Here is a 12,188-nt window from a genome sequence, read left to right on the forward strand (position 1 = left end):
ATCAGTTTTTCTCTTCCTTTTTCACCACGTCAATGCCCAGTTCAGCCAGAGAGGCCGGGTTGGCAAAGCTTGGTGCTTCCGTCATCAGACACGCCGCGGCAGTCGTTTTCGGGAAGGCGATAACATCACGGATGTTGTCGGTACCGGTCAGCAGCATGGTCAGACGGTCAAGACCGAATGCCAGACCCGCGTGCGGAGGCGTGCCGTATTTCAGGGCATCCAGCAGGAAGCCGAACTTCTCGCGCTGCTCTTGCTCGTTAATGCCCAGAATACCGAATACGGTCTGCTGCATTTCGCCGCTGTGAATACGTACGGAACCGCCGCCCACTTCGTAGCCGTTGATCACCATGTCGTAGGCGTTCGCCACAGCATCTTCCGGTGCTGCTTTCAGCTCTGCCGCGCTCATGTCTTTTGGCGAGGTGAACGGGTGGTGCATCGCCGTCAGGCCGCCTTCACCGTCGTCTTCAAACATCGGGAAGTCGATAACCCAGAGCGGTGCCCATTTGGTTTCGTCGGTCAGGTTCAGGTCTTTGCCCAGCTTCAGACGCAGCGCGCCCATCGCATCGGCAACGACTTTTTTGTTGTCTGCACCGAAGAAGATCATGTCGCCGTCCTGTGCGCCAGTGCGCTCAAGGATGGCTTCCACGATCTCTGCGTTCAGGAATTTAGCGACCGGGCTGGTGATGCCTTCCAGACCTTTTGCACGCTCGGTAACCTTAATATAGGCCAGACCTTTCGCACCGTAGATCTTGATGAAGTTGCCGTAATCGTCAATCTGCTTACGGCTCAGGCTTGCGCCACCTGGTACACGCAGGGCGGCAACGCGGCCTTTCGGATCGTTAGCCGGGCCAGAGAACACCGCAAACTCAACGGCTTTCACCAGATCTGCCACGTCCACCAGCTCCATCGGGTTACGCAGGTCTGGTTTATCAGAACCGTAGCGACGCTCGGCTTCGGCGAAGGTCATGATTGGGAAATCGCCCAATTCAACGCCTTTCACATCGTTCCACAGGCTACGTACCAGCGCTTCCATCACTTCACGCACCTGCTCGGCGGTCATGAAGGAGGTTTCTACGTCGATCTGGGTAAATTCTGGCTGACGGTCAGCACGCAGGTCTTCGTCACGGAAGCACTTAACAATCTGGTAGTAACGGTCGAAGCCGGACATCATCAGCAGCTGTTTGAACAGCTGTGGTGACTGCGGCAGCGCGTAGAATTTGCCTTTATGAACGCGGGACGGGACCAGATAATCGCGCGCGCCTTCTGGCGTGGCTTTGGTCAGCATCGGGGTTTCGATATCGAGGAAACCGTGGTCGTCCATAAAGCGGCGCACCAGGCTTGTGATCTTCGCGCGCGTTTTCAGGCGCTGAGCCATTTCCGGGCGACGCAGATCAAGATAGCGGTACTTCAGACGTGCTTCTTCGGTGTTGACGTGGTTGGAGTCCAGCGGCAGCGCTTCTGCACGGTTGATGATAACCAGGTCAGACGCCAGCACTTCGATTGCGCCGGTCGCCATGTCTGCGTTGATATTTTTCTCGTCACGCGCACGAACGGTGCCGGTGACCTGAATGCAGAACTCATTACGCAGCTCAGAAGCCAGTTTCAACGCCTCGGCGCGATCTGGATCGAAGAACACCTGAACGATACCTTCGCGGTCGCGCATATCGATGAAGATAAGGCTACCAAGATCACGACGACGGTTGACCCAACCACACAGGGTAACCTGCTGCCCGACGTGGGACTGACGCAGCTGCCCGCAATATTCTGTACGCATGAGATATCCCTTAATTAGCCGCAGGCTGTTTGTCGCCTTTAAATCAGGCTACGTTGTCGCAGCTTTAACTGTATGTCACAACTGGATGAAAAAAGGCGGCTATTATACTGGAAATTCCGCCCGACGATAAGAGAGAAGCACGGCCTGAGGCACGTTTGCTGCACTCTTATTGCGCATTCTCACAAAAATTAACAAAATTATCCGCCCGGTAACAGGCCGGAACATCGTAAGGTGTAGCCGAAGCGATTAATTTGACTGGAGTTACTATGTTTACACTCGATGCCGCCAAAACCGCCCTTGTGGTGATTGATTTACAGGAAGGGATCCTGCCATTTGCCGGTGGCCCGCACACCGCTGACGACGTGGTCAGCCGTGCCGCCCGTCTGGCAGAAAAATGCCGCGCCAGTGGCGCACCTGTTGTCATGGTGCGTGTCGGCTGGTCTGAGGATTTCGCCGAAGCGTTAAAACAGCCAGTCGATGCCCAGGCCGCAGGACATGCGCTGCCGGAAAACTGGTGGACATATCCGGTATCACTCGGCAAACGCGACAGCGATATCGAAGTCACTAAACGCCAGTGGGGCGCATTCTATGGCACCGACCTGGAATTACAGCTGCGTCGCCGCGGTATCGACACCATCATTCTGTGCGGGATTTCCACCAATATTGGCGTGGAATCCACCGCCCGTAACGCATGGGAGCTGGGCTTTAACCTGGTCATCGTGGAAGATGCGTGCAGCGCAGGCTCTGCGGAACAACACCAGGGAAGCATGACCAACATCTTCCCGCGTATCGGCCGTGTGCGCAGCACCGATGAGGTGTTAAGCGCCCTATGATGTATGTGGGCCTGCCCCAGTGGTCGCACCCGAAATGGGTGCGCCTTGGGATAACCAGCCTCGAAGAGTATGCCCGGCACTTTAACTGCGTGGAGGGCAATACCACCCTGTATGCCCTTCCCAGAGCAGAGATCGTCGAGCGCTGGCGAGAGCAAACGAGCGATGATTTCCGCTTCTGCTTTAAGTTTCCTGCAACCATCAGCCATACCGCGGCATTGCGTAACTGTGGTGATTTAACCACTGAATTTTTTGACCGAATGTCGCCGCTGGCAAATCGTATCGGCCAGTACTGGCTCCAGCTTCCTGCGGCATTTGGCCCGCGCGACATGCCTGCCCTGTGGCAATTTCTCGATGCCCTGCCCCGGGAATTTACCTACGGCGTTGAAGTGCGCCATACCGATTTTTTCGCCAAAGGCGAGGCTGAAAAAGCCCTCAATCGCGGTCTGCATGAACGCACGGTTAACCGCGTTATCCTCGACAGCCGCCCGGTGCATAGCGCCATTGCGCATAACGATGCCATTATTGACGCGCAGCGTAAGAAACCGAAAGTGCCCGTTCATGCCGTGGTGACGGCCAGCAATCCGATGGTTCGCTTTATCGGCAGCGATAACATGCAGCAAAATCAGGACATGTTCGCCGTCTGGCTGCAAACCCTGCCGAAATGGGAACAGACCACAACCCCGTTCCTGTTTTTGCATACGCCTGATATCGCCCAGGCTCCTGAACTGGTCGATGCACTCTGGCAGGCCTTGCAGAATGCGGTTCCGTCCGTAGGCGACGCGCCCTCTATCCCACAACAATCTTCTCTTTTCTGATATCACCCCCTATCATATAGACGTGCCATCTGCCAAAAACAGGGAGTTTGTATGGTCAGCGCGCTTTATGCGGTCTTAGGTGCATTACTGCTGATTAAGTTTTCGTTTGATGTTGTGCGCCTCAGAATGCAGTACCGCGTGTCCTATGGCGACGGTGGTTTTTCCGAGCTGCAAAGCGCGATCCGCATCCACGGTAATGCGGTTGAATACATCCCCGTTGCGCTGATATTGCTGCTGTTTATGGAGATGAACGGCGCACAAACCTGGATGGTCCACATCTGTGGCTTGCTGCTGATTGCAGGCCGGTTAATGCATTATTACGGCTTTCACCACCGCTTGTTCCGCTGGCGTCGTTCCGGTATGAGCGCAACCTGGTGTTCGCTTTTGCTGATGGTGCTGGCTAACCTTTGGTATATGCCGTGGGAGTTGGTTTTCTCCTTCCATTAGCGCACAATACGCCACTTTATTTTTCCCGGATTTTTACGTTATGTCTGATCGCGACACGCTTTTTTCCGCGCCTATCGCCAGTCTGGGCGACTGGACCTTTGATGAACGGGTAGCCGAAGTCTTCCCTGACATGATCCAGCGCTCTGTACCTGGTTACTCCAATATTGTCTCCATGATCGGGATGCTGGCTGAACGTTTTGTTCAACCCGGCACGCAGGTCTATGATCTGGGGTGTTCGCTTGGCGCATCAACGCTGTCGGTTCGTCGTAACGTTCGTCAGGAAGGGTGTAAAATCATCGCTGTTGATAATTCTCCGGCCATGGTCGAACGCTGCCGTCGCCATATTGACGCGTATAAAGCCCCAACGCCGGTGGAGGTTGTAGAAGGCGATATCCGCGATATCGACATTCAGAACGCCTCAATGGTGGTCCTGAATTTCACCCTTCAGTTCCTGGTGCCGGAAGATCGCCAGCTGCTGCTGGACAAGATTTATAAGGGCCTGAACCCGGGCGGTGCGCTGGTGTTATCCGAGAAATTCAGTTTCGAGGATGCCGATGTGGGCGAACTGCTGTTTAACATGCACCACGACTTTAAACGGGCAAACGGCTATAGCGAGCTGGAGATCAGCCAGAAGCGCAGTATGCTTGAAAACGTCATGCTGACGGATTCCGTTGAAACCCACAAAGCGCGTCTGCGCAAAGCCGGGTTTGAGCACAGCGAACTGTGGTTCCAGTGCTTCAACTTTGGCTCTCTGGTGGCGCTTAAAGCCGGGGACGCGGCATGATCGAGTTCGGTAATTTCTATCAGTTGATTGCCAAAAATCACCTTTCCCACTGGCTGGAAACACTGCCTGCGCAAATCGCCACCTGGCAGCGCGATCAGCAGCACGGTCTGTTAAAGCAGTGGTCGAATGCGGTGGAGTTTTTGCCAGAACTGACGCCTCATCGTCTTGATTTGCTGCACAGCGTCACGGCCGAGAGCGCAGAGCCACTCTCCGCTGGCCAGACGAACCGCATTGAAACGCTGATGCGTAACCTGATGCCGTGGCGCAAAGGGCCGTTTTCACTTTACGGCGTGAACATCAACACGGAATGGCGTTCAGACTGGAAATGGGATCGCGTTCTGCCGCATCTGTCTGACCTCAGCGGGCGCACCATTCTGGATGTGGGCTGCGGCAGTGGTTATCACATGTGGCGTATGATTGGCGCAGGCGCACATCTGGCGGTCGGTATCGATCCTATGCAGCTGTTCCTGTGTCAGTTTGAAGCCGTGCGTAAATTACTTGGCAATGATCAGCGTGCGCATCTGCTGCCGCTGGGTATCGAGCAATTACCAGCGCTGAAAGCCTTTGATACTGTGTTCTCCATGGGCGTGCTTTATCACCGTCGTTCCCCGCTTGAGCATCTGTGGCAGCTGAAAGATCAGCTGGTCAGCGGCGGTGAGCTGGTACTGGAAACGCTGGTTATCGAAGGTGATGAGAATGCCGTTCTGGTGCCTGGCGACCGCTATGCCCAGATGCGCAACGTGTACTTTATTCCTTCCGCGCTGGCGCTGAAAAACTGGCTTGAGAAGTGCGGTTTTGTCGATGTGCGTATTGCCGATGTGAGCGTGACTTCAATCGAGGAGCAGCGCCGTACAGACTGGATGATCACCGAATCGCTGGAGCAGTTCCTCGACCCGGCAGACCACAGTAAAACGATTGAAGGCTATCCGGCACCGATGCGTGCGGTGCTGATTGCGACTAAGCCGTAGTCTTTTTGCCGGGTGGCGGCTGCGCCTTACCCGACCTACGCGTCGCACGTTTTCTCCAAAATAGTTCAAGTTGCAGCAAGCCGGCAACGCAGCGAATCCCCGGGAGCTTACATCAGTAAGTGACCGGGGTGAGCGAGGCAGCCAACGCGGCTGCGGCTTGAAATATGAAGGAGAAAAAAAGGCCCCTGTTTAATTGGCAGGGGCCTGGTACAAGCAAGCATCATATTGGGCGACATGATGCGCGGTAAAAATCGGTACGTTGCTACACGTGATGACGTTCAATCAGCGATTTCATTACCGCAACCGACTCTCCATCTACACCGTAGCGTGAATACTCATCCGCTTCAGCATCCGTCGACATTGACAACCCTGTATTGCGATAACGCATAGGTGAAGGCATCCACTTGCCTGCTGAGCTATGAAGCTCTTCTACCCCTGCGTTTAAAAACAGATTCAGATTGCTGGCGCGAACTCCTGCGCCTGCCATTATTTTTAGAACACCGGAATGTGCTTTTAGTTCCGTAATTAATTGCAGTCCTTTTTCTGCGGACGACTGCTGACCCGATGTCAGGATACGCGCAACACCCAGTTCGGCCAGATTATCAAAGGCTTGCATCGGGTTCTTGCACATGTCAAACGCACGATGAAAAGTGACTGCCAGCCCTTTTGCTACATCCATGACCTGCCGCATCCGCGGCATATCGACATTGCCGTCTTCATCAAGCAGGCCGATAACCAGCCCCGGGAATCCCAGGTCGCGAACGAGGGCGATATCTTCCAGCATGGCACTGAATTCACCCTCCGTGTAACAAAAATCACCGCCACGCGGACGAATGATCGGATGAACGGGAATGGAAACCGCCTGACGAGCCGATTTCAGCACCCCATAAGAGGGTGTTAACCCCCCTTCTTTCGGTGCCGCGCACAGTTCAATGCGATCGGCTCCCTGTTGTTGTGCGGTCACGGCACACTCCACGCTGTAACAACAAATCTCCAGCAGCGCCATTCAATCCTCCTTAAAAATCCACGAAACACACCATCATGACACGCCTGCCGCTGTGGGTCCTGGCGTGAGCTCACAAGTCTTACATTCAGGCTTCGCTGGCAACAATCTGCTCAATTGTCCACGGATGAAACTTCACCGTAACCTGCCCGTCCGTCACAGCAAGCGTAGGGTTTGGCAGACGCTCGCGCTCCCCTTTGGGGGAGCTGGTTTTCACGAAGATACCCGGCTTGCTTAACCCTTCATCAGACAACAGGGCCAGCGCGCGCGCGTTAAGGGTTTCAGGCTCGCCCGGCAGCACAATTTCGATGTGTTCCCAGCCTTCATGCGGATAGCGTTTTTCACCCGGCCACGGCAGCTCAACCACGCTGAATTGCCAGTGGGCAACGCAAACCGGTTCATGCAGCTTAAACAGGCAAATTGGACGTCCGTTAATGATGTTTTCTGACAGCAGTTCCCCGCACTGCTCAAACCCACGACGCCAGCGCTCGGCGGTGGCATTCTGGTGGCAGCGCAGTGAAATGTGATCGGCCTCAAGCGGCGCAATATCCAGACCAAGACGGGTGGCAAGTTCTGTGAACGCCTGGGTGAAACGCGGGAGATCTGCTGAAATATCATGCAGTTCGTCAATGGATTGCCAGTTCGCCATAAAATCGTCTCTCAATGTGTCGCAAAGCCGCTAATTTACTCTGTTGGCGCGTTTCTACCAACCGCAGCGATGCGGTTTTTACGACTGCATGATTATGCACACTGTCTTAGCCTGGATTCTGTACAATCAAAGGCCCCCGCAATGCTGACGCCAGAAGGCATTTGCAGTATACTCCCGCCCTAAATTCTTAAACTGGCGCGGATGTGTTGAGTCCGCATCAAAAATGTAAGGTATCCAGGTGAATATTCAGGCTCTTCTCTCAGAAAAAGTCAGTCAGGCACTGATTGCCGCAGGCGCACCTGCGGATTGCGAACCGCAGGTTCGTCAGTCAGCAAAAGTACAGTTTGGCGACTATCAGGCTAATGGCGTGATGGCAGTGGCTAAAAAACTGGGAATGCCGCCGCGACAACTCGCTGAGCAGGTGCTGACTCATCTGGATCTCGCTGGTATTGCCAGCAAAACGGAAATCGCTGGCCCGGGCTTTATCAATATCTTCCTTGACCCGGCATTCCTGGCAAGCAACGTTGACGCGGCGCTGAAGTCCGACCGCCTGGGCGTAACCCAGCCAGAAGCACAGACCATCGTGATTGACTACTCTGCGCCAAACGTGGCGAAAGAGATGCACGTCGGTCACCTACGCTCCACCATCATTGGTGATGCGTCCGTGCGCACGCTGGAGTTCCTCGGCCACAACGTTATCCGTGCGAACCACGTGGGTGACTGGGGTACGCAGTTCGGGATGCTGATTGCTTACCTGGAAAAACAGCAGCAGGAAAATGCAGGCGAAATGGCGTTGGCGGACCTGGAAGGTTTCTACCGCGAAGCGAAAAAGCACTACGACGAAGATGAAGTCTTCGCCGAGCGTGCGCGTAGCTACGTGGTGAAATTACAGGGCGGCGACGCGTACTTCCTCGAGATGTGGCGCAAGCTGGTAGACATCACCATGTCCCAGAACCAGTTAACCTATAACCGTCTGAACGTGACCCTGACCCGTGATGATGTGATGGGTGAAAGCCTGTATAACCCAATGCTGCCAGGAATTGTGGCCGATCTTAAAGCTAAAGGTCTGGCAGTAGAGAGCGAAGGCGCAACGGTTGTGTTCCTTGATGAGTACAAAAACAAGGAAGGCGAACCGATGGGCGTGATCATCCAGAAAAAGGATGGCGGCTATCTGTACACCACCACCGATATTGCCTGCGCGAAATACCGTTACGAAACCCTTCATGCCGATCGCGTGCTGTACTACATCGATTCCCGTCAGCACCAGCACCTGATGCAGGCGTGGACGATTGTGCGCAAAGCGGGCTACGTGCCTGATTCTGTTCCGCTGGAACACCACATGTTCGGGATGATGCTCGGTAAAGACGGTAAACCGTTCAAAACCCGCGCTGGCGGCACGGTAAAACTGGCTGACCTGCTGGATGAAGCTCTGGAACGCGCCCGTCGTCTGGTGGCAGAGAAGAACCCGGATATGCCAGCCGATGAACTGGAAAAACTGGCTAACGCGGTCGGTATTGGTGCCGTGAAATACGCGGATCTGTCCAAGAACCGTACCACTGACTACGTGTTCGACTGGGATAACATGCTGGCATTCGAAGGCAACACTGCGCCGTACATGCAGTATGCCTACACCCGCGTGTTGTCTGTGTTCCGTAAAGCGAATATCGACGAAAGCGTACTGGCCAATGCCGCGGTTCAGATTAGCGAAGATCGTGAAGCCCAGCTGGCTGCTCGCCTGCTGCAATTTGAAGAGACGCTGTCAGTCGTTGCTCGTGACGGTACCCCGCACGTGATGTGTGCGTATCTGTACGACCTGGCGGGTCTGTTCTCTGGCTTCTACGAACACTGCCCTATCCTGTCGGCAGAAAACGAAGCGGTGCGCAACAGCCGCCTGAAGCTGGCGCAGTTGACGGCGAAGACCCTGAAACTGGGTCTGGATACCCTGGGTATCGAAACCGTAGAGCGTATGTAAAAAAGAAACCCGGCAAGCGCCGGGTTTTTTATTATCAGAAGTACTTCCGCAAATATTCCGTTAAACACAAAATGGCCATCGCCTGTCCGTACGGCATCGACGTCAGCGGGATCTGGCGATAAAACTCCAGGTCGCTGCCCATCCCCGTACCAAACGATGTTTGCAGCAGCTCTCCCTCCGGCGAGATGTTTTTCACAATGCCGCGAATTGCTTTATCGGCGACCTCTGCATACTCCGCCCCGACATAACGCTTACGCACGGCTTTCAGAATACCGTAAGCAAATCCCGCGGTTGCTGATGCCTCCAGATAAGAGTCAGGATCGTCAAGCAGCGTGTGCCACAGACCGCTGTCATCCTGACACTTCGCCAGGGCCGCAATCTGCGCATTCAGCACCTGGACCAGGTAGCGGCGTACGGCGTTGTTTTCCGGCAGATCCACAAGCTCGAGGAAATCCGGGATGACAATAGTCAGCCAGCTGTTGCCGCGCGCCCAACGGGCATTGGCAAAGTTATGGTTTCCTTCGTAGTTCCAGCCGTGGAACCACAGCCCGGTTTCCCGGTCCATCAGGTTCTGCACGTGTAGCAGGAACTGATACACCGCTTCTTCAACGTATTCAGGCTTGTTCAGCAACTTGCCGATTTTCGCCAGCGGCAGAACCGTCATCATCAGCGTGTCATCCCACATCTGCTGATGGTTCTCTTCAGCCAGTGTGATGTGTTGCATCCCGCCGTGATCGGTACGCGGCATCTCGTTCATCGCCCATTCCGCCCAGCTTTCCAGCCACGGCAGCCAGGCCGGATTTTTCGTCTCTTCGTAGCGATAAGCCAGTGTCAAAAACGGTGACATGGTATTGACGTTTTTGGTGGTCGCCCCTTCCGCGAAGCGGTCGGTAAACCAGCTATCAATAATGTCACGCATCGCGTCGTCGCCGGTCTGGCAGTAGTACTGCCAGATACCGTACAAACCAACGCCATGCGTCCACTCCCATCCCGCCCAGCCTTTGGTGTCGATCACGCGCCCGTCGTCCAGTCGCAGCAAAAATTCGCCCGTTTTATCGTGAATGTTCACCAGATTATGCGTCACTTTCTGAATCAGTGATTTCAGTTCATCTCTGGCGATAAAACGCTCAGGCTGACGCAGTAACGGACTCTGTTTGACAGGCCAAACTTTCATAATCTTAACCTCTGTTGTATGTCGAATTCAGTACCGTACGATCCTTCAGCGAAGGCGCAGCGGGTTTATTGCGGTTCAGATAACCAATGTTGTTATTGCCCCACAGAGAGTCGTACGGCATACCGGCCAGCATCTCGACGGTGGCACGGGCTTGCGGCGTTGCGGTTTCCGCCACCGCATGGCCAGACTCACGCATTTTGGCCGTTTCTTCGCGCAGCGTGCTGTGGGTCTGCAAATTGAGTTTGAAACGCAGGGACACCAGGAAGCCGCAGAACAGCACCAGAATGGTACCCACACTCAGGATCATCAGAATGGTGTGGCTGACTTCAGCAGGCTGAACTTTCTGGCCGCTGACAAAACCGGACATCTGCATCACGATGCCCACCAGCATCACCGCCCCCGCCTGAGAGGCTTTGCGGGTCAGGGTCATGATGCCGGCAAAGATCCCTTCGCGGCGCTGACCGGTGATCACTTCATCCACATCTGCAATGTAGGTGTAGGTATTCCATGGGACATAGTTGATACCACCGCGACCCAAACCGGCAACAGCAGACACCAGCAGCAGCAAGGCGTAGACATCGCTCAGCCCCGCGTAATAGAGCACGGCATAAGAGATAGACGCCAGACCAAATAGCACGACCACCATGCGGTAAGACGGTGCCGGCCCGAAGCGAATGCACAGCGGGATCATGGCGATAACGGCAAGGAACTGGAAGATAGCCATCGTGCCCAGCAGGTTCGAGGCCATTGAGGCTTCCTGCATCAGCACGAATACCACGTAGTAGGTGAACACGGCATTGAAGACGTCCTGCGCAATATAACCGCCGAGGTACATGCCAAGATGCTGACGGAAAATTTTAATGCGCAGTGTCGAGCTTAATTCAACAAACAGACGGTTCAGGCTCTGCCCCAGCGTCAGTTTTTTCTTCTCTTCTTCAGCGCGCAACGCCGCTTCAGTCCACTCTTCACGCGGGCGCTCCCAGGTAAAGAACCAGACGAAGGTCAGCATCATCGCACACAGTACGGAGAAGACCAGGCTTGCGTAGAAAAAGGAAACGGCGTTGTCTTTGCCGAAATGGGTTAACAAAATACCCGGCAGGAATGAAGCAAGGATCGCCGACATCTGCGCCATCGAAATACGTGCGCCGGAGAATTTGGTTTTCTGTTTGAAGTCATCGGTCATCTCCGGTACCAGCGTTTCGTATGGCACCAGAATCATGGTGTAGACGATATCAAACACCAGATAGGTCAGCAGGTAGTACCAGAAGCTCATGTCCCCGACCCACATCAGTGAGTAGCTGAACACGCAAGGAATACCCAGCAGGATAAAGAACTTACGACGACCAAAGCGCTTACCGAGCCAGGTCGTACCGAAGTTATCGGTCATAAAGCCCATCAACGGGCTAACAACAGCATCCAGTACCCTTGCAGCCGCAAAGATGAAGGTTGCCTCAATCGGAGTAAGTCCACAAAAGGTCGTATAAAAATATAAAAGCCAGGCGGCCGTCAGGGCGGTTGTACCCGCCCCGAGAAAATCGCCTGATCCATAAGCAAGATAATTTGCGAGTCCAATTTTACGTGTTTTCATTGCCGTCAACCCTAATCAGTTTTGGGAGACTCCCTGTAAGCAAACCTCGTCCGGGAGTTTTTACACGGCTACAGTAGAATTATCGACTTATTGATACCTTTCTGTTTCTGCCATAACAAAGTGGCGGATGGCAAAAATGCAAAGAGTGTCATTACGCGTGTCACTGATTTATAAAACAGCG

Annotated in this window: 11 protein-coding genes; 6 read left to right on the forward strand and 5 right to left on the reverse strand. The window is 54.3% G+C overall.

Annotated elements, in window-relative coordinates; genetic code table 11:
* Position 1 precedes the first annotated feature (1 nt).
* The gene (aspS, locus tag F3J30_RS03385; protein ID WP_166715844.1) at positions 2-1,774 is read right to left on the reverse strand and encodes an aspartate--tRNA ligase; all 1,773 of its coding nucleotides are present in this window, start codon (positions 1,772-1,774) and stop codon (positions 2-4) included.
* Between the two features lie 266 nt (positions 1,775-2,040).
* On the opposite strand from aspS, the gene F3J30_RS03390 reads away from it, so the two are divergent.
* From F3J30_RS03390 to cmoB, 5 genes are read left to right on the forward strand one after another with little or no spacing between them, the layout of a single operon-like run.
* On the forward strand, positions 2,041-2,607 hold the full coding sequence (locus tag F3J30_RS03390) for a hydrolase (protein ID WP_166715846.1): 567 nt from the start codon (positions 2,041-2,043) through the stop codon (positions 2,605-2,607).
* The gene (locus tag F3J30_RS03395) at positions 2,604-3,422 is read left to right on the forward strand and encodes a DUF72 domain-containing protein (RefSeq protein WP_166715848.1); all 819 of its coding nucleotides are present in this window, start codon (positions 2,604-2,606) and stop codon (positions 3,420-3,422) included. Before F3J30_RS03390 ends, F3J30_RS03395 begins: the two co-directional genes overlap by 4 nt.
* A 51-nt stretch (positions 3,423-3,473) precedes the next feature.
* A complete protein-coding gene (locus F3J30_RS03400; protein WP_166715850.1) occupies positions 3,474-3,869 on the forward strand; it encodes an MAPEG family protein in 396 nt (131 codons plus the stop codon).
* Positions 3,870-3,909: 40 nt separating this feature from the next.
* Positions 3,910-4,653 carry a carboxy-S-adenosyl-L-methionine synthase CmoA gene (gene cmoA / locus F3J30_RS03405; protein WP_014070699.1) on the forward strand — a complete coding sequence of 248 codons (744 nt, stop codon included), beginning with the start codon at positions 3,910-3,912 and terminating at the stop codon, positions 4,651-4,653.
* Positions 4,650-5,621: a tRNA 5-methoxyuridine(34)/uridine 5-oxyacetic acid(34) synthase CmoB gene (gene cmoB, locus F3J30_RS03410; protein ID WP_014070700.1), complete on the forward strand. Its 972-nt coding sequence runs from the start codon at positions 4,650-4,652 to the stop codon at positions 5,619-5,621. Before cmoA ends, cmoB begins: the two co-directional genes overlap by 4 nt.
* 262 nt (positions 5,622-5,883) lie before the next feature.
* Here the strand turns inward: cmoB and cutC are convergent, their stop codons facing one another.
* Positions 5,884-6,627: a copper homeostasis protein CutC gene (gene cutC, locus F3J30_RS03415; protein WP_166715852.1), complete on the reverse strand. Its 744-nt coding sequence runs from the start codon at positions 6,625-6,627 to the stop codon at positions 5,884-5,886.
* Between the two features lie 85 nt (positions 6,628-6,712).
* On the reverse strand, positions 6,713-7,273 hold the full coding sequence (locus F3J30_RS03420) for a VOC family protein (RefSeq protein ID WP_166715854.1): 561 nt from the start codon (positions 7,271-7,273) through the stop codon (positions 6,713-6,715).
* Between the two features lie 238 nt (positions 7,274-7,511).
* Here F3J30_RS03420 and argS point away from each other — a divergent pair, with 238 nt between their 5' ends.
* Positions 7,512-9,245 (forward strand): arginine--tRNA ligase, encoded by a 1,734-nt coding sequence (gene argS, locus F3J30_RS03425; RefSeq protein ID WP_166715856.1) that lies wholly within the window; start codon positions 7,512-7,514, stop codon positions 9,243-9,245.
* Positions 9,246-9,279: 34 nt separating this feature from the next.
* Here the strand turns inward: argS and F3J30_RS03430 are convergent, their stop codons facing one another.
* Positions 9,280-10,419: a glycoside hydrolase family 105 protein gene (locus tag F3J30_RS03430; RefSeq protein WP_166715858.1), complete on the reverse strand. Its 1,140-nt coding sequence runs from the start codon at positions 10,417-10,419 to the stop codon at positions 9,280-9,282.
* A 4-nt stretch (positions 10,420-10,423) separates the two neighbouring features.
* On the reverse strand, positions 10,424-12,007 hold the full coding sequence (locus F3J30_RS03435; protein ID WP_014070705.1) for an MFS transporter: 1,584 nt from the start codon (positions 12,005-12,007) through the stop codon (positions 10,424-10,426).
* Between the last annotated feature and the right edge of the window lie 181 nt (positions 12,008-12,188).

The organism is Enterobacter sp. Tr-810, assembly GCF_011752765.1.
Lineage (GTDB): Bacteria > Pseudomonadota > Gammaproteobacteria > Enterobacterales > Enterobacteriaceae > Enterobacter > Enterobacter soli.

Excerpts from the sequence above, each read along its gene's own strand:
- aspS (WP_166715844.1), bottom strand. The coding sequence starts at position 1,774 with ATGCGTACAGAATATTGCGGGCAGCTGCGTCAGTCCCACGTCGGGCAG.
- F3J30_RS03390 (WP_166715846.1), top strand. The coding sequence starts at position 2,041 with ATGTTTACACTCGATGCCGCCAAAACCGCCCTTGTGGTGATTGATTTA.
- F3J30_RS03395 (WP_166715848.1), top strand. The coding sequence starts at position 2,604 with ATGATGTATGTGGGCCTGCCCCAGTGGTCGCACCCGAAATGGGTGCGC.
- F3J30_RS03400 (WP_166715850.1), top strand. The coding sequence starts at position 3,474 with ATGGTCAGCGCGCTTTATGCGGTCTTAGGTGCATTACTGCTGATTAAG.
- cmoA (WP_014070699.1), top strand. The coding sequence starts at position 3,910 with ATGTCTGATCGCGACACGCTTTTTTCCGCGCCTATCGCCAGTCTGGGC.
- cmoB (WP_014070700.1), top strand. The coding sequence starts at position 4,650 with ATGATCGAGTTCGGTAATTTCTATCAGTTGATTGCCAAAAATCACCTT.
- cutC (WP_166715852.1), bottom strand. The coding sequence starts at position 6,627 with ATGGCGCTGCTGGAGATTTGTTGTTACAGCGTGGAGTGTGCCGTGACC.
- F3J30_RS03420 (WP_166715854.1), bottom strand. The coding sequence starts at position 7,273 with ATGGCGAACTGGCAATCCATTGACGAACTGCATGATATTTCAGCAGAT.
- F3J30_RS03430 (WP_166715858.1), bottom strand. The coding sequence starts at position 10,419 with ATGAAAGTTTGGCCTGTCAAACAGAGTCCGTTACTGCGTCAGCCTGAG.
- F3J30_RS03435 (WP_014070705.1), bottom strand. The coding sequence starts at position 12,007 with ATGAAAACACGTAAAATTGGACTCGCAAATTATCTTGCTTATGGATCA.